Origin of the sequence: Ochrobactrum sp. BTU2 (assembly GCF_024539785.1) — a bacterium.
GTDB lineage: Bacteria > Pseudomonadota > Alphaproteobacteria > Rhizobiales > Rhizobiaceae > Brucella > Brucella anthropi.
Window position 1 is genome coordinate 1 of the sequence record NZ_JAHWRG010000034.1, and the last position, 17,576, is coordinate 17,576.

Genomic DNA, 17,576 nt, shown 5'->3' on the forward strand with positions numbered 1-17,576 from the left:
CAATGGTGGCGAAGAACTCTACTCGACCGAGAACCGGACCACTGCCGACGGTTTGGCAGGCTTGCCGCGGGACTATACCGGTCCCATCCTGGGGCCGGCTTTGCCGGGGGATCTCGGCCGTCCTATCCTCAGTGCGCAGGATCGTGGTCAGCCTGTCGTTGTGCCGACGATGACGGCTCCGAACGTCGATCCGGCCGAGCAACGACGCCTCGCTGAAGCGGAAGCTGCCCGAACCAGCCGCCTGTTCTTCCAGACAGAAACACGGACAACGGCCAGCGCGATAACGCCCAACGCGAATACCACGCCCAATCTTGCCGGGCTCGATCAGGCCGGCACTCCCACGGCACAGGACCGGCAGGCCGCCTTCCTCAACGCTGCCGTCGATCGCCGCACGGTTGCAGCCGATCGCGTGATGCCGCCGGCCTCGCCCTATGTGCTGCAGGCCGGTTCGGTGATATCCGGAGCGCTTATCACCGGCATTCGCTCCGATCTCCCCGGCCAGATCACCGCCCAGGTCACCGAGAATATCTACGACAGCCCGACCGGCCGTATTCTGCTTGTGCCGCAGGGTACCCGCATCATTGGCCAATATGATAACAATGTCGGCTTCGGCCAGAGGCGCGTCCTTCTGGTCTGGAACCGGCTGATATTCCCAAATGGACGATCAATCGTTCTTGAACGGCAGCCTGGCGCCGATACGCAGGGCTATGCCGGTCTCGAGGATGGCGTCGACTATCACTGGTGGGATCTGGCGAAAGCTGCTGGCCTCTCGACATTGCTCGCGGTCGGCGCAGAGCTTGCCATGGATGACGAAGACCGGCTGGTTCAGGCTATCCGCAATGGTGCGCAAGATACCATCAACGATGCTGGCCAGCAGATCATCCGCCGCCAGTTGCAGATCGCGCCCACACTCACCATCAGGCCAGGTTTCCCTGTGCGGATCATCGTCACCCGTGACCTTGTGATGGAGCCCTATAGAGGTTAACCCGATGGCAAAATTGAAGCTTGGGCCACTCGTCGACGACAGGCCCGTCAAGGTGAGTATTGAACTTCCCGGACCGCTATATCGGGATCTTGTTGCCTATGCGGAGTTGCTAAACCGTCAGCAACCGGGCCAATCGTCGGCCGATCCCGCCAAGCTGATCGTGCCTATGCTTCAGCGGTTCATTGCGACCGATCGCGGCTTCGCAAAGGAAAAGCGCGCTGTTCGGGGTGTTTCTGGCGCACCGTCTCAAACACCAAAGATTGACGAATAGTGCTAAAGTAGCGGAGCACCCGGCAACGCTCACCGAGCGCTATCGGCCTGATTGACAATTGCATTCCATCGCGCTTTTCCCGTAGCCAGGTCCAGGAAGTGCTTCAGTGCTGGATTGTGATTCTTTGGCGACCAGACAGCACTAAAACGAATGTCTTCCAGGCCATCCGAGATGGGAACGAACACGACTTCCTTGTGTGCGCCGCCGGACGTTGACGACAATATGAGCGAAATGCCGAACCCCTCTCCGACCATGTTCAAAAGATTATCTCGTCCGACTCCCTGAATGGATATTCTCGGTTCGGAATCGGATCTGGAAAGCTGCCGCAGCAGATATTGATCCAATTCCGCCCCAGCGATACCGGCCGGGATCAAGAATGTCTCGTTGCGCACATCTGCCCAGGAAACGCTCTCTGCCGTTGCAAGAAGATGTCGTTTTGGCAGCGCGAGGAAAAGTCGCTCGGTCCACAGTTGAACCGTTTTGCAACCGGCTAACTGAGGCTCTCTCGGAAGAAAGGCCACATCGATGCGGCCGCTGAGAAGATTGGCGGCTGCCACTTCGGACGTCGATTCCTCTATTTTCACCTCTACACCGCGGAAGCGGGAATGATATTCGCCTACGAGATTGGGAAGGAAGCCGCTTGCCAGGGACGTCATCAGCCCGATTCGTATCTCACCTGTGTCGCCGTGATGCGCCGTTTGCATGTCCTTCACAGCTTGATGCAAATGAGATGCGCCGAATGCTGCGTTTTGCAGAAACCGCGCTCCTGCAGCGGTCAATTTTGCTCCGGTCCGACTGCGAGTAAAAAGGGGTACGCCAAGACGCCGTTCAAGCAGTTGGACTCGGCGGCTTACAGTAGATTGGGACATGGCGACGGCATCCGCCGCACGGCGAAAACTTCCGTGTTCGGCAACCAATAACGCGTATCGTAAGTATCGCAGGTCAAGCGCGAGGTCTGGCATCCAACAGTCTTTTATGCTGCCCTAAAAGTAATCGCCGAGCGACAATTTGGTTCTTGAAGTCCGCATCCAATCCCTTGCTTTCGCTTTTTTCCCTTCGCCATTCATCTATGCTGCCAACTTGACTTGCTCGGTCGGTCGCTCCGCTATCCCGTCATGCGAACGCCGACACCTCCATTGTCCGTAATAGGCCGCTCGAGGTCATGCACGTTGCGTTCCGGTGAGCCCTTCGGATATCTCTTGGCTTCCGGTGGTGAGAACCATGCCCACCCACCCTTACTGGCCCGCTTGATTCGATTTTCTGCCAGATCAGTCGCGTCGTCAGGATAGAAGCTCACACCAACGCTTGCGCCAAGCACAATCCTCGTCCCGGCAATCCGGATGGGACACTTGAGCGCTCTTTCGACACGTCGGCAAACCTGCTCTGCCTGGTACGGCGATCTCATGTTCTCGACGAGAATGGCAAACTCATCCCCACCTAATCGGTACACTGTATCGTCGCCGCGAACACACGCGCGAAGCCTGTTGGCGATCAAGAACAGCGCTTCGTCACCGGCATCATGTCCCAGTAGTTCATTGATTTTCTTGAAATCATCGAGATCGATCAGAATAAGAGCGGTCATCGGCCGCACGTCGTCTTCATAAGATGTTGCGATACTGGTCCATTTCGCTGACAACCGCTGCCGATTACCAAGGCTCGTCAACGGGTCTTCGAAGGCGATGCGTCTTAGCGTCTCCTCCACCCGCTTTCGGTCGGAGACATCCTCGAATGTAGCAATCCCGACCCTTATGTCATGTAGAAGGACGCCACGCTGGTTGACGGTGACGATACCGCCATTCGCCGACACCACGTCCAGTTCCAATGGTTCTACTTTGGATATTCCGGTGGAATCGGCTTTCCACAGACGGTTCCAGTACTGACGAGCTAACAGTTGCTGTTCCAGTTTTGGATAGCTTTGTTCAATCCATGCATCCACAGTTGAGAAATGACTTTCGTTATAACCGAAGGTCTCCTTGAAAGCACGGTTCATGAATTGGATATTACCCACCGGTATTGTCGCCCACGAGATTGGAATTGGCAGAGCATCAAGAATGATGTGCTTATCCCGAAGCGAGAGCCTGGTATGCTTTACTCGCTCAAGAAACTCCTCCACGCTATCTCCTGTTGCAACTCCGCATTGTTTACCTTCGTGAATTTTCCGTTTTCGAGCATTTCATAGCTTCAGGAAGGATTGCTGTTCCGTGTCACGCACACCTTCCTCACCCTGTTCGATCACTCTTTGGAGCGGGGGCCGAAGAGCGCTTTAACAACACGCGGACCGTACCAGACGATGACAGCCAAAGCTGCGATCAACAACAGCGTGCCGACCATTTCGTAGACAGGAAAACCCACCGCGTCTCTTGAAACGAAGAGGGCCACCACAACGCCTGCAGCAGACAGAATTGCTTGGGCTAGGATACGAACCATAGGAAACGTCTCGAATTCTTGTCACAAACGTTCTGGAGCAGGGACAGGCTGGATGTTGTTCTACTGTCGAAAACTAAGAACCGGATCGCCATGCCCAGTCCCTGATTTCTGGCATATCCTCGCCATGTTCACAGACATAGGCGAAATGCTCCTGCAGCTTGCCGCGCAGGCTTTCGACCACATGACCGGCCCTTTCCTTCAGGCCCGGCACGCGCTCGATCGCCTCGATGGCGAGGTGGTAGCGGTCGAGCTGGTTCAGCACTGTCATGTCGAAGGGCGTCGTGGTCGTGCCTTCCTCAACGAAACCTCGAACATGGATGTTCTGATGGTTGGTGCGTTTATAGGTCAGCCGGTGGATGAGGTAGGGGTAGCCGTGATAGGCGAAGATCACCGGCCGCTCGGTGGTGAACATCCGGTCGAAATCCTCGTCGGAAATCCCGTGCGGATGCTGATCCTTTGATTGCAGCGTCATCAGGTCGACGACGTTGACGACGCGAATCTTCAGGTCCGGGATCGCTTCTCTCAGAATGGATACCGCAGCCAGTGTTTCCATCGTCGGCACGTCGCCGGCGCATGCCATCACCACGTCAGGCGAGATCGTATCCTCTTCATTGCCAGCCCAGTCCCATATGCCGATACCGGCCTGGCAATGCTTGGCGGCATCCTCGATGCTGAGCCATTGCGGCTCCGGCTGCTTGCCGGCGACGATCACGTTGATCCGGTCCCAGGTTTTGAGGCAATGGTCGGCCACCCACAGAAGCGTGTTGGCATCTGGCGGCAGGTAGATGCGCACCACGTCTGCCTTCTTGTTGGCGACGAGATCGACGAAGCCCGGATCCTGGTGGCTGAAGCCGTTATGGTCCTGCCGCCACACGTGCGAGGTGAGCAGGTAGTTGAGCGACGAGACCGGCTTTCTCCATTCTAGCTCGCGCGTCACCTTCAGCCACTTGGCATGCTGGTTGAACATGCTGTCGATGATGTGGATGAAGGCTTCGTAGCAGGAGAAGAAGCCGTGCCGGCCGGTCAGCAGGTAGCCTTCCAGCCATCCCTGGCACAGATGCTCCGACAGCACTTCCATCACCCGCCCGTCGGGCGACAGATGTACGTCATAGGGTTCGATCTTCTCCATCCAAACGCGGTCGGTCACGTCGAACACGGCACCCAGCCGGTTCGATTCCGTCTCGTCCGGGCCGAAGATGCGAAAATTCTTCTCCGTATCGTTGAGGGTCAGGATGTCCCGTAGATATTTCCCGAGGACTTCCGTCGTCTGCACCACGGTCTTGCCGGGCTCCGGCACATCGACCGCGTAGTCGGAAAGCGGCGGGCATTTCAATTCCTTGCGCAGCACCCCGCCATTGGCATGCGGGTTGGCACCCATGCGGCGTTCGCCTTCCGGCGCCAGCGCCTTCAGTTCCGGCTTCAGCCCGCCAGCGAGGTCGAACAGATCTTCCGGATCGTAGGAACGCATCCACTCTTCGAGGATCTTGCGGTGGTCTTCATTCTCCCGGCAATTGGCGACCGGCACCTGGTGCGAGCGCCAGAAACCCTCGACCTTCTTGCCGTCGACTTCCTTTGGCCCCGTCCAACCTTTCGGGCTGCGCAGCACGATCATCGGCCAGCGCGGCAGTTCGGCATAGGGCGTTCCACCCCCCTTTGAACTATGGCGAGCCTTGTCCTGGATAACCCGGATCGTATCCGTTGCCTTGTCCATTGCGCCTGCCATCAGCCGGTGCATCGCTTCCGGCTCATGGCCTTCGACGAAGATCGGCTCGTAGCCATAGCCTTCGAACAGTTTCTTGAGATCCTCGTCGGGAATGCGCGAAAGCAGCGTCGGATTGGCGATCTTGTAGCCGTTCAAATGCAGAATCGGCAGAACGGCACCGTCGCGGGCGGGGTTGAGAAACTTGTTGGAATGCCAGCTTGCGGCGAGCGGTCCGGTTTCCGCCTCACCGTCACCCACCACGCAGGCGACGATCAGGTTCGGGTTGTCGAAGGCCGCGCCATACGCATGCACGAGTGCATAGCCGAGTTCGCCGCCTTCATGGATCGATCCGGGCGTTTCCGGTGCCGCATGGCTCGGAATGCCGCCGGGGAAGGAGAACTGCCGGAACAGCCTGTGCATGCCCTCGGCGTCTTCCGGAACCTCTGGATAGATCTCGCTATAGATGCCCTCGAGCCAGGTATTGGCGACCATGCCTGGGCCGCCATGGCCCGGACCGCAAATATAGATGACGCTGAGGTTGCGCTTTTTGATCACCCGGTTGAGATGCGCGTAGATGAAGTTCAGCCCCGGCGTTGTGCCCCAGTGGCCGAGCAGGCGCGGCTTGATATGCTGGGGCTGCAGCGGTTCGCGCAGGAGCGGATTATCGAGAAGATAGATCTGGCCGACCGATAGATAATTGGCGGCGCACCAGTAGCGATGGATTAGATTGATTTCTGCGGCGTCCAATGAGGCTGCCGTGTTGAAATTTTTTTGCTGCATATTCCCGCCCTCAGCTCGCCCAAAGCACGCCAACAGTTTGGCTGACGTGGGAAAAACCAGCATCCCCTGAATCGACATGCTAATTCCAAGTCATCATGTGATGACTATCAGCGACCATATATCCGTTCATGTGGGATGATGGCAAGTGAAAATACAGAAACTATTGCGTTTATTCGTTGACGACTGAGATTATTGTTGGTCATGGTGATGGGCACCCAGAATTTACTGAGTGATAGAAAGAAGTGAACTCTTGCGACGGCTGGAAGACATTGTCTCCCCAACGGAAATATTGCTGGACCGGCGGCTGCATGAGCTCATTGTCAGCAGGATGCCGGATTTCCGTCGTAGTTGATCAGTCTTCCAGATGTCTGGCGTTGCCACCCATGGCCACACCACCGTCGACAGGTAGTGCATGGCCAATCACGTAGCTGCCAGCGTCCGATGCAAGCCACATCATTGCTTGAGCAACCTCGAGCCCAATACCGCTGGCTGCGCCAGTAATGGGTACAATATAGCCGCCAAAACCATAAGTGACGTTCATTGCCCATTTTCCCTTCATCGTTAAAAGCCAACGATACAACCTCGCTGACAGTCAGTAAGCGATCTGGCCATTGACTAGTCCTCCAGACGTCCCGGACAGTTCCTGTTGCAAGATCTTTCGCGCTTCTGGGCTGACCACCGACATCGGGGCCGCAACGACAGTTCTCGCCGCGGAGCCGGCCAGATTGACCGTACCGATTGCAGCCATCCCGACGTGATCGGCCAATGTCACCTGGCCGCCCTCGAGGGATTGTCCAGCCAGACGTTTCCCCAGGAGCCCGATGATTTCTGGACTATCGGCAAAGGCGTTGTGACCGAGGGCGTCCTTGGAACGCACGGTGCTGGTATCGATCACTGTGATCCCAAGCTGTTTCAGCACGCCGGTATAAGGGGTGGTATCGACACCGCCGACACGGTTGACTCCACCGGAGATCCATCTCGAAACCTCAAGCGCCCGGTCGCGCGTCGAGGCAAAAATGGTGAACTGCGGCCGCTTCGGCCCCATCTCTATGAGTTGACGGCGGAAGACGTCGACATCGATATCGGGCGACGCCAGCACGACGTTGCGGACCTTCGCCGGGATCGTCTTTTCGCGCATCGCGATCCCGCGCAGAGCCTCAGCCGTCAGCCATGTTCCCATGGAATGGGCAAGGATGGTGATATCGCCGACGTCAGGGCTGCGGGCAGCCTGGATGATCAAATCCTCCAGGGCACGGCGTGAATAGTTCGTGCTTTCCTTGTCGTAGAGATAGCCAAGAACGCTGGCACGGGAGGGCCAGGTGAACAGGATCGGAGCGGCATCGGTTCCCGCGTCATGGGTGATCTGGGCAAAACGAAAGACAGCATCTGCATAGGTGTTGTTGAAGCCATGCACGAAGATGATCACCTGCCGCTTTGCATTACGGTTCTTGCGAAACCAGTTGAGCGCCTGATGCTCTGAGCTGACCTTCTCGTCCTTGAGCACGGCGAACTCTTTCTCAGGGTTCGGGGGCACGCGCTTCGGCCACTGGACCTCCCCGACCTTCCGCGCCTCATCCGGCGGGATGGAAACGGTGAGGTTGTTGAGCGAGATCGCCGTTCCGCGCTCTCCGGAATAAAGCTCGCCGGGATCTGCGGCGGGTTTTCGGGTGGTCGCGACCAGCATGTCGACGCGGCTTGTGTCGTTCGTCGTCAACGCCACGGGCTGAAGGACATTCTCCGGCCGGCCCGCGCAGCCGCTGAGCATGGAAAGAAGGAGGGGAAACAATACGATGCGCCCTCGCCATGAGCGCGAATTGCGTGAGCAGGCTTTTCGGGCGGCAACGGCATTCATTGACGAAAGCCGTCGTAGCGATGACGTGTAGTCAATTGTGTTCGACATCGCGGGGAATCCTGAACCAGGTTACGTAGAGAGCGGGAAGGAACAGCAGGGTCAGGACGGTTCCGACGACGATGCCGCCCATCATGGCGTAGGCCATCGGTCCCCAGAACACCTCTCTTGAGATGGGGATCAACGCCAGCGTCGCCGCGGCGGCCGTCAGCATGATCGGTCGCATCCGATGCTCCGTCGCCTCGACGACGGCCTGCCACGGAGGGGTCCCTGCCTTGCGCAGGTCTTCGATCTGGACGATCAGGATGACCGAGTTTCGGATGAGGATACCGATCAGGGCAAGCACGCCGAGGATTGCGACGAAACCTAATGGCGCTCGACTCAGAACGAGCACAGCGACGACACCGATCAAGGCGAGCGGGGCGACCGAGAAGACGAGGAGCAATCTATGGAAGCTTTGAAGTTGCGTCATCAGAAGCGTCGTCATGACGAAAATCATGACCGGCACCACATTGATAATCGGCGCCTGGGACTTGGAGCTCTCCTCGACCGTACCGCCGACGGCGATATCGTATCCCGGTTCCAAAGAGGCTTTCAGTTCTTCTATCTTCGGGTCGAGCTGCCGAACTATCGTCGCAGGCTGCATCGTGTCCCTTATACCGGCCTTGATCGTGATCGTCGGTATCCGGTTGCGTCGCCAGATCGTCGGTTGCTCCAGGTCGTGTTCGAATTTGGCGACGGAGGAGAGCGGGATGGACTTCCCGCTGGCGCTTGGCAGTTGGAGATCGAGCAGACTGTCAATAGAGGCGCGTTCTTGTGCCTCCGCCCGTCCGACAACGTTGATCAGATAGATCGCATCGCGGACCTGCGTCACGGTCGCGCCCTGGACGATGCCGTTCAGCGCCGTTGCGATATCCTCGGAAGAAACACCGAGCTGCCGGGCCTTGTCCTGGAGAACGTCGACCTTCACTACCCGTGCAGGCTCATTCCAGTCGAAGACGAGGCCGGTCAGAGAAGAATCGGACATCACGATCCCGGCAGTTTTTTGCGCTAACTCGCGCACTTTCTGAATATCCGGGCCAGAAATTCGGTACTGGACCGGCTTGCCGACCGGCGGACCGAAGTCCAGCGTCTTGACGAAAGCGTCGGTGCCCGGAAAAGTCTTCAGCAAATAAGCCTGCAAGTCGGCCCTGAGCCGGTCGCGGACCTCAAGACCCTTCGAGACGATGACGATCTGGCCGAAGGTGGGATCGTCGGGCTGGACGTCGAAGGACAGAATGAAGCGCGGGGCACCCCTACCGACATAGCTCGACCAGTGATCGATGTCGGGATTGCCGGCGAGCTTCTCCCGCTCGAATTGCGCCATCTGCCGGTTCGTCTCGGCCATGGAACTGTTTTGCGGCAGGTTCCAGTCGATGATCAACTCCGGACGGTCGGACGCGGGAAAGAATTGCTGCTGAACCAGCGACATCCCGGCAACGGACAGGCCAAACGCGGCGACTGTCACGATGATGGTCGTCCAGCGAAAGCGAAGGCAGAGCTGAAGCAGCCATGAGAAGGCTGCTCCCATACGGCTCTTGTGCTCCTCGTGCTTTTTCATTGTCTTCGGCAGGATCGTCACGCCCAGCAGAGGGGTGAACAGAACGGCGACGATCCAGGACACGGTCAGCGAAACCGCCAGTACGACGAAAAGCGTGAAGGTGAATTCGCCGGCGCTGCTGTTGTTGAAACCGATCGGCAGGAACCCTGCGACGGTGACCAGCGTGCCGGTCAGCATCGGAAAGGCAGTCGATATGTAGACATGGGTCGCGGCCTTGCGCAGAGTGTCACCGACCTCCAGGCGGGCCACCATCATTTCGACGGCGATCATTGCATCGTCGACCAGAAGGCCGAGCGCGATAATGAGGGCGCCGAGCGAGATACGCTGCAGCGAAATACCGGAATACTGCATCACCATGAAGGTGATGGCGAGCACCAGCGGGATGGAGATCGCCACGACCAGCCCGGCGCGCAGGCCAAGGCTGATGAAGCTGATGGCGAGCACGATGGCGACAGCCTCGAACAAAGCTCTGGTAAAGCCGGAAACGGCTTCGTCGACCACGGCCGGTTGATCTGAGACATGATCGACGGACACGCCGAGCGGCAGATCCTGCACGATGCGCTCCATCATCTCGTCGAGAGCGTGACCAAATTCGAGTAGATTGCCACCGGCCTTCATTCCGATTGCAAGCCCGATCGCCGGCTTGCCATTGAACCGGAACAGCGACGATGGAGGATCGACGTAACCACGTTTGACGGTTGCAACATCCGTCAGCGGAAAAAAGCGATCGTTGACGCGCAGGTTGATCGCCCGGAGGCTGTCTTCGGAGATGAAGCGGCCACCGACGCGCAGAGCGATGCGCTCCGGCCCGGCGTCGATGAAGCCCGATTGGGTGACGGCATTCTGCTTTTGCAGGGTTTCGACGATGTCGGACTGATTGATTCCAAGCGCTGCGATCTTGCGGGTGGAGAACTCCAGATAGATCACCTCGTCCTGGGCGCCAATGATGTCGACCTTGCCAACATTCGGCACTGTCAGGACCTTGGTGCGGGCATCCTCGACGAGATCGCGCAACTGCCTCTGATTCAAGCCGTCGGCGGTGAAGGCAAAGATGTTTCCGTAAACATCGCCGAATTGATCGTTGAAGAAGGGGCCGACGACGCCTGACGGAAACTGCTGCTGGATGTCGCCAATCATGTTGCGGACGCGCTGCCAGGTCGCTGGGACATTGCGCGCCTTGGTGGTCGGAAGAAGATCAACGAAGATCGTGGTCTTGCCGGCGGTCGTGAGGCTCCGCGTCCGATCGAGGCTGTCGAGCTCCTGAAGCTTTTTCTCGATGCGATCGGTGACCTGCTGGGTGACCTCTTCGGCCGAAGCGCCCGGCCATTGCGCCTGGATCACCATCGTCTTGATAGTAAAAGACGGATCCTCCTCGCGTCCAAGGTTGAGGTAAGCGTACATGCCAGCGACCGCGAAGGCGATCATGAAATACCAGACGAAGGAACGATGTTCGAGCGCCCAGTCCGATAGATTGAAATTCTTCATGGGCGCATCTCCTGTCCTGGCCTTATCTTCTGTCCCTCCTGAAGTTCACTGACTCCTGCAACCACGACTCTTTCTTCCGCGGTCAGTCCCGATTTGACCCGTACAAGTGGGTTCTCCGGCCCGGTTTGTTCCAGGACAACCGTACGCGACGACACGCTCAGGGTATTCGGATCGATCACCCAAACACTAGGGACGCCATTCTTCTCCACGATTGCCGAGCGGGGCACTTCCACGGCTTGGATGCGTTGGCGCTCCGTGAACGTGGCGGTCACGACCGCACCGAAGCGGAAGACCTCGGGGGGCTTTTCCAGGGCGATTTTCACCCTGTAGGTTCGGGTGTCCGCGTCCGCCTGCGGAGCGATCTCCCGGACCTGTCCGGATGTCCGCAAGCTGCCATCGAGCTGCAGCGCAACGTCTACATGGTTGGACGAAGTGATAGACGAAACCTGCGCCTCGGGCACGTCTATGATGACATCGCGCTGATCGAGCCGCGCGAGTTTCAGGACGGCTTGTCCGGCTGTAACGGTCTGGCCCACTTCAACGGAGGTTGAGGTGATCACGCCGTCGAACTCCGCCTCTAACCGAGCATAGCCAAGCTGCTCCCGGGTCTTGGCCAGATTGGCTTGCGCTTTCGCGACATTCGCCTGTGCCGACTTGAGCCCCTGTTCGGCAAGTTCGAGGTCGGCAACGCTGGCGGTGTTAGTCGCAGCGAGCATGCGTTTGCGTTGCTCGTTAATCACGGCGTTCTCGAGTTGGGCATTCGCATTTCTGAGATCGGCTTGCGCGCTGATCACGGCGAGCTGCAATGTGAGCGGATCGATCTCCGCGAGAATGTCGCCCTTCCTGACGATGTCGCCTGTCTCAACCTGTCGCGCGATAACACGGCCAAGAACCCGGAATGCGAGTTCGGTCTCCACCCGCGGCTGAACGACACCGGCAAAACTCAAGGCTTGGGAACGACCGGCTGTCACGTCCATCCAGACTACGGGTCGCGGTGGCGTGTTTTCCGCTGCAGCGGGCTGGTAGGGTAAGGACCAGACGATGACTGTTGCGATATAGAGCATAGTAGCTGGGGACGGGCGCTTCATCTCAGTTACCCTCCCAGTTCACGACCTGGTCGGGCCGAAGGAACTTGCCGCCTTCCGTGACAACCAGTTCCTGTGCGGAGACCCCCTTTGCGGCAGTGAATTCGCCTGCGCGGTAACTTGCTACAGTGATCGGGCGAAGTGCGACGGTGCGCTTGGCCGCATCCACGATCCAAACTGCGGGCTTCCCGTCAGCCGACGCCATCGCGCTCCACGGCAATGTGATCGCAGCCTCTTGAGACGCTTGAAAAGTGCCGATCACGGGAGTTCCAAGGGACCATTGGACATTGTCGGGAAGTGCCAATTTCACGCGGATCGTTCCGGTCGTCGTATCGATGACCGGCGCGACCTCTCTCACTTTTGCAGGGATACCACCGCCAGGATTCGAGACTGGCACCACGGTCGCCTCATCGCCCGGTGGCCCGGCCAGGAAAAATGCCTCGAAGACATCGAAGACCGCATCACGGGGACCATCATGGGCGAGCGTGAAGGCAGGCTGTGCCGCTGATACGACCTGCCCAACCTCGATGCTGCGCGCAGTGATGATGCCGTCAGCATTGGCTTTGAGTTCGGTGTGGGAGAGTGCGTCGCGAGTGATCGCCAGGGACGCTTTGGCGGACTCCAGCGACCCTTCTGCCGTCGCCAATTCCTCTTTCGCCTGATCGTAGGTCGACTGGGCGATTGCGCGTGTCTCCACCAATGTCTGATAGCGCTGAAAGGCGAGTTTCTTTTGATTGAGTGTCGCTTGCGCCGCCAGAAGACCAGCCTCAGCCGACTCCACGTCGGCGCGTTGCTCGGTGTCATCGATCCGAGCCAGAACATCTCCGGCGTGCACATGTGAACCGATATCCACCCGCCGCTCTATGACCTTGCCGGCGGAGCGGAACGCGAGGTCGGTCTGGATGCGCGCTCGTATCTCGCCTGAGACGCCTGTGCTGCGCTGATGCTCGATCATTGCAGCGTGAATCACGCGTACCGGCTGCGGTGGCGCCGCTGTTGTCTTGGCATTGTCGTCGCATGCCGCAAGCAACATGCCGGTCAAACCGAGACCAATCACGCGAAATCGAATTTTGGAAGTGCGATGCCGGCTCGTAAACTCGCCGGCATCATATCGTTCTTGCTTCTTCAAATAACTTCCAGTCAGAGTAAGATCTCCTGCGATTGTCTGCGAGGCTTCGAGCCGGCAGATTTCTGGCGCGGGGCGCTTGTCGTGTCTTGACGTCCAGACGCGTTGGGCGAAACGGCTGACGCATTGACGCTTGCGGCTACCGGGTGCTGCCGGCCAATTCTTTGCCCAGTTGGTCCGCCGCCGAGCGTACCCCGGCCTTCGCGGCGTCGAGCCCCCCGAAATTGGCGGTGATGTCGAGTGCGTTCGCGCTTCTGCTCGCAACATGGGCGTAGAGCAGGGCGCCGGTCTGGGCATCCTCGATCTCGACGGCATAGGACACCCAGCCGGAGAATGTGCCGCGACCGCCAGTGGCCTGAGCGCCCGCATTGACGACAAGGCCGACCGGCAGAACATGCGAAACGGTGGACAGCACCGGTGTGCTTGCTTCTGCACCGGTCAGTGTCAGCCTGGCGCGCAACGTACCCGGTCCGGGCTGTGCAACGAGTTGAAGACGTCGGCTGAGGACCTTGGAAAACTCCTGATGCATGTAGCTGGCAAGTGCCTGCCGGTCGGTAGCCGACATCTTGCCGAATTGGGCGTCCGGCCCTGCATAGATCGCCGTGGGTGGAATAATCACACGACTGTAGGCTGCGAAATTCACATCCGGCCGACGGTAGGCATAGGGCCTTGTCTTGTCCGAGGTCGGGCGTAGAAACGCCGACGAAGACAGCGCTTGAGACGGTGGCGGTGTTGTTGCGCAGGCGGCGAGGGCGAGCGCCATCGCGCAAGCCGCCAGGCCACGCACCCAAATATTGGAAGGCCGCCTCCGAGGTGCCTGGGACGGACCGGAAATCGGGGTCAGACTATTTGCGCGATTATCCAAAGTTCACCTCATGTGCATGGCCCGCTGTCACGGTGTTTTCTTCACCGGCAGAACGGTCCTCAGCTTTTGAACGAAAATCCCGAGGCGGTGATCCGCCTCGGCCTGACTTGCGTCATGGCTAACGATCGGGGACGGCGTGTACTCGTCTCCGGCTTGAGGTTCGTCTTAACGCTCCACGACGCCCCTACGGAATTGGAGGCCGCCACCAGGCTGCCGCATGATCGCGCCACCGGCGCAACGGTCTGGGCCGCATGCTCCTCGTGCCGCGGCGCCGCCGCCGTAAGGGCCGCGAACAACGGCAGAACCGCCGCATGCCGCTCCGACGCAGCCACCTCGCGCAACGCCGCCGTAGCCCGGGCCGCCGCGATAATACGTGTTCCACTGTCCGTGCCACGGCTGGCCGGCATAATGGTTGTTCCAGTAAGCCTGATTGAAGGCGACAACGGTCAATCCGATCATCGGAATGAGCGCCGGTGAAAGAGCTACTGTTTGGCCTTGATAGTAGATGCTGACATAGTTCGAAGAGACCCAGCCGCGTGCTCCTCCCCACGAGACGTCGCACCAGGACGCTGCATCAAGGCACCCGTAGATGGTAAGAGCTGCGCTCGGCGGCATCGTCATGACCACTGGATACCATGTTCCCGGCCCGGCCCTCAGATTGACGCTGCCGACCGTCGCTCCTTTTGTTGCCGCTACAGCCGGGCCTGATGCGACGGCCATACACAGCGCTGCCAATGCACCCAGGATACGGCGGCGCGTAACCCAAATACGCTTTATGTTCATAACTTTCTCCTTTGAAATCGTTGAGCTTTCCTGAGTCAACGCGTCCGACAACTTGAACGAGCAGATCAAAGTCGTTCAAATATTTACAAGTTGACGACGCTCCAACGGCTGTCGTTTGGCCCATCGTCTTCGGAGCCATCAGGGTCGCCAAAGCGGTAGGCGCTGACACATCTCTCCGTCGAAGCCGCCTCGTTCGACACGCACAGCTCATATCCGTCCTCGGCGGCATACAGAGTGACGCAAACGGTATTCGGCATTCCGTTTTCCATCGGGAAACAGAGCGCCTCGATGGATTCGTTCTCCCATGGGATCGTGACGGGCCGCTCGCGGGCAGCCGCGTTAACAGAGACGGAAATGCCGGCAAGCAGCATCAAAGCAAAGCAGGTAAAACCGCGCCTCTTACTCATTGTCCCTCGCTTGTAATGCTGAATAGAAGGTCGATGTCCGGGCAGTTTCTTTCTTGCCACGGAGCGAAATGCAATTAACGGCAATCGCCATCCGACCTGTTGCCAAGGGTTCGAGGCAACGGTGCATTCTGAAAGATTGACCTACTCCATAACTGGTTGGCCCCGAGGCAAACGGCCGTTGCTCGCGCCAGCGCTGCGATGGTTTTCGGTCGGTATTTTTCAATCATCAGCAGCTTCCCGAATGGATGAATTGCTACTGATACGAAGTGCGGCGCCCGATGCGACATTCCGGTTGGATTTTTTTCGGAGCTGCCATTCAGATCTGAGATCTTATGGTGAGCAGCAGTAAGGGAAGGACATGCAACATGAGCTGGTCCAGTTGGCGCAGATGATCGACTGGCCGTTTCTGAAAGAGCGTTTTGGCAAGGTTTTTCAGGATGGATCAGGTATGCGGCAGCTGCCGACCCGGCTGATGGCAGGGCTGGCAATCCTCAAGCATACATTCAATTTGTCGGATGATGGGGTTTGCGTCCGCTACCACGACAGTCCGTACTTCCAGTATTTTTGCGGTGGGGAGCTCTTCCAGCACAGATTGCATTTGGACCGTTCGTCGATGACGCGCTGGCATCAGCGCATGGGCGAGGAGCGGATAACGGCTCTTCTACGGGAGAACCTCTCGGTGGCGGCCAAGACCGGTGCGATGAAGCCGTCGGACACGCGGCAGGCGATCGTGCGATAACTGATCGGTCTAGCCCGCGACGGATCGGCGACCGTTACGGAACGCGCAGTATTCCCTTTGCCTTTTGATCGGCAACCACCGTGCGCCTTCCTTCGGGGGAGATTTGACCTATCGCATCCACCAATGGACCGCCAATTGCGTCCATGAACTCCGTCCAGGCGGACTGCATTGCACTGAGGGCCGCCAGGGTTGCGACAGGATCATACGGATCAGCAGACATCTGTTTCAGCATTTCTTGCCGAGCCTCGGTAACTTTCCTCACGGCTCGCGCATATCGCGGTTCTTCCTTGAGAAGAGTCTCACGGAACGACCTGGCGTCTGAAGCGGGAAGGGTCGCTTCCGCAACAGCAAGAATGCGAGCTAAAGGATCATCACCTCTGGGGACCTCCGGTGTCGCACGCAGCATTTGCCCTCCCACAAAAGCGAGAAGGAACATGTTCAACACGAGCGATATGGGAAGAGCAATTCGCAGCCATTTTCTTGTGCCATCCTGTGTTTGAACCATATTGCTGTTCATTCCATGAAAATTGGGATCGATGCGACCTGAAGTGTGGGGAGCAGATCACCGGAGGCGGGTAAGTTCGGGAAATGCATCCCGATAAAAAGACCCGCAGCCACTGCTATCCCGCTGCCGGAGGAAATACCCAGCCAATTCAGATGGGGCCATAGCCCGCGAACTTGCGCAAAAAGCCGTGCACCGAACCGGGAGGGTCCGGATGGTGCTGGCGCTATTCGCGCAGCGACGTTCGTTCTCAGGCGCACCAAGGCGACACTACGCTCGCCCGGCGGCCACAGGGAGATCTCTTGATGCCTGCGCGCCGCCGCTAGCGCATCATCCATCAAGCGCTCCTCCGCAAGAACGGTACGCGCCACTTTCGAGATCTTTAGCAGAGACAGCGCATCGGCCTGCACCTCTACAGGCCAGAGGTCAATATTCGCTCCGTAACTTCGCGCCAGGGACGTAAAACGTTCGATCTTCAACATATTTATTCTCCCTGTTTATCACGCTCTGCCAGCAGCCGCTCACGAAGTGTAGTTCTGGCGCGCGCAAGCAGACGCTCTATTGCTTTGGCCGACAGCCCAAGAATACGTCCCGCCTCAGCGCCGGATATGCCTTCCTCGTAGACGAGTATCATCGCGGCCTGCTGGCTCGCTGGCAATGCGCGAATAGCTGCAGCCAGGGCGGCATCGCGCTCGGTACTCGTCAAAATCTCGTCTGCTGCGGCTCCTGGATCGACAGCATCGAAGTTGTCTGGAAGGGGGACCGGCTCTTTACGGCGGCGGCGATCAATACAGAGATTGACGACGATCTGATAAAGCCAGGTTCTCAATCGAGCGCGCTTTGGGTTGAAGCGGCCAGCGTGATGCCACACCTTGACCATTGCATCCTGGGCGATGTCCTCAGCATCGCGAAAATTCGGGGTTATGCGGCTGGCTACACTTAGAACAAACGCACCGTGACGAACAACGAT

General features: G+C 58.4%; 17 protein-coding genes and 1 pseudogene. 3 read left to right on the plus strand and 15 right to left on the minus strand.

All coding sequences use genetic code 11. The features are described 5' to 3' along the window. On the plus strand, positions 1-985 hold a 985-nt coding region (locus KWJ32_RS26710), incomplete at its 5' end, for a TrbI/VirB10 family protein (RefSeq protein ID WP_256886564.1). A 4-nt stretch (positions 986-989) separates the two neighbouring features. Continuing rightward, entirely contained in the window at positions 990-1,256 is a 267-nt protein-coding gene (locus KWJ32_RS26715) for a DUF2274 domain-containing protein (RefSeq protein ID WP_125271073.1), read from the plus strand. Between the two features lie 29 nt (positions 1,257-1,285). Here KWJ32_RS26715 and KWJ32_RS26720 read toward each other — a convergent pair whose 3' ends face one another. From KWJ32_RS26720 to KWJ32_RS26775, 12 genes are all read right to left on the minus strand, one after another. After that, entirely contained in the window at positions 1,286-2,218 is a 933-nt protein-coding gene (locus KWJ32_RS26720; protein WP_125271074.1) for a LysR family transcriptional regulator, read from the minus strand. Between the two features lie 143 nt (positions 2,219-2,361). Further along, positions 2,362-3,369, minus strand: coding sequence for a GGDEF domain-containing protein (locus KWJ32_RS26725; protein ID WP_151610252.1), 1,008 nt, complete (start codon positions 3,367-3,369; stop codon positions 2,362-2,364). 119 nt (positions 3,370-3,488) lie between these two features. Beyond that, on the minus strand, positions 3,489-3,683 hold the full coding sequence (locus KWJ32_RS26730; protein ID WP_125271076.1) for a hypothetical protein: 195 nt from the start codon (positions 3,681-3,683) through the stop codon (positions 3,489-3,491). Between the two features lie 73 nt (positions 3,684-3,756). Beyond that, positions 3,757-6,165: a phosphoketolase family protein gene (locus tag KWJ32_RS26735; protein ID WP_125271077.1), complete on the minus strand. Its 2,409-nt coding sequence runs from the start codon at positions 6,163-6,165 to the stop codon at positions 3,757-3,759. Between the two features lie 352 nt (positions 6,166-6,517). Beyond that, positions 6,518-6,706, minus strand: a complete 189-nt coding sequence (locus KWJ32_RS26740) for a hypothetical protein (protein ID WP_235906875.1) — start codon at positions 6,704-6,706, stop codon at positions 6,518-6,520. Positions 6,707-6,757: 51 nt separating this feature from the next. Beyond that, positions 6,758-7,930 (minus strand): alpha/beta hydrolase, encoded by a 1,173-nt coding sequence (locus KWJ32_RS26745; RefSeq protein ID WP_235906878.1) that lies wholly within the window; start codon positions 7,928-7,930, stop codon positions 6,758-6,760. A 118-nt stretch (positions 7,931-8,048) separates the two neighbouring features. After that, on the minus strand, positions 8,049-11,099 hold the full coding sequence (locus KWJ32_RS26750; protein ID WP_151610251.1) for an efflux RND transporter permease subunit: 3,051 nt from the start codon (positions 11,097-11,099) through the stop codon (positions 8,049-8,051). Further along, on the minus strand, positions 11,096-12,187 hold the full coding sequence (locus KWJ32_RS26755) for an efflux RND transporter periplasmic adaptor subunit (protein ID WP_235906874.1): 1,092 nt from the start codon (positions 12,185-12,187) through the stop codon (positions 11,096-11,098). The genes KWJ32_RS26750 and KWJ32_RS26755 overlap by 4 nt, the downstream gene beginning before the upstream one ends. A gap of 1 nt (position 12,188) precedes the next feature. After that, on the minus strand, positions 12,189-13,313 hold the full coding sequence (locus KWJ32_RS26760; protein ID WP_312196271.1) for an efflux RND transporter periplasmic adaptor subunit: 1,125 nt from the start codon (positions 13,311-13,313) through the stop codon (positions 12,189-12,191). 136 nt (positions 13,314-13,449) lie between these two features. After that, positions 13,450-14,073, minus strand: coding sequence for a DUF3313 domain-containing protein (locus KWJ32_RS26765; RefSeq protein ID WP_235906873.1), 624 nt, complete (start codon positions 14,071-14,073; stop codon positions 13,450-13,452). Positions 14,074-14,340: 267 nt separating this feature from the next. Further along, on the minus strand, positions 14,341-14,958 hold the full coding sequence (locus tag KWJ32_RS26770) for an SH3 domain-containing protein (RefSeq protein ID WP_097143472.1): 618 nt from the start codon (positions 14,956-14,958) through the stop codon (positions 14,341-14,343). Between the two features lie 83 nt (positions 14,959-15,041). After that, the gene (locus tag KWJ32_RS26775; protein ID WP_235906872.1) at positions 15,042-15,365 is read right to left on the minus strand and encodes a hypothetical protein; all 324 of its coding nucleotides are present in this window, start codon (positions 15,363-15,365) and stop codon (positions 15,042-15,044) included. A gap of 355 nt (positions 15,366-15,720) precedes the next feature. On the opposite strand from KWJ32_RS26775, the pseudogene KWJ32_RS26780 reads away from it, so the two are divergent. Next, a pseudogene (locus KWJ32_RS26780) lies at positions 15,721-16,098 on the plus strand (transposase); the annotation flags it as partial. A gap of 40 nt (positions 16,099-16,138) precedes the next feature. On the opposite strand, the gene KWJ32_RS26785 reads toward KWJ32_RS26780, so the two are convergent. From KWJ32_RS26785 to KWJ32_RS26795, 3 genes are all read right to left on the minus strand, one after another. Continuing rightward, entirely contained in the window at positions 16,139-16,609 is a 471-nt protein-coding gene (locus KWJ32_RS26785; RefSeq protein ID WP_097143471.1) for a periplasmic heavy metal sensor, read from the minus strand. Positions 16,610-16,617: 8 nt separating this feature from the next. Beyond that, the gene (locus KWJ32_RS26790; protein ID WP_151610250.1) at positions 16,618-17,088 is read right to left on the minus strand and encodes a hypothetical protein; all 471 of its coding nucleotides are present in this window, start codon (positions 17,086-17,088) and stop codon (positions 16,618-16,620) included. A 2-nt stretch (positions 17,089-17,090) separates the two neighbouring features. Beyond that, on the minus strand, positions 17,091-17,576 hold a 486-nt coding region (locus KWJ32_RS26795; protein ID WP_256886565.1), incomplete at its 5' end, for a sigma-70 family RNA polymerase sigma factor.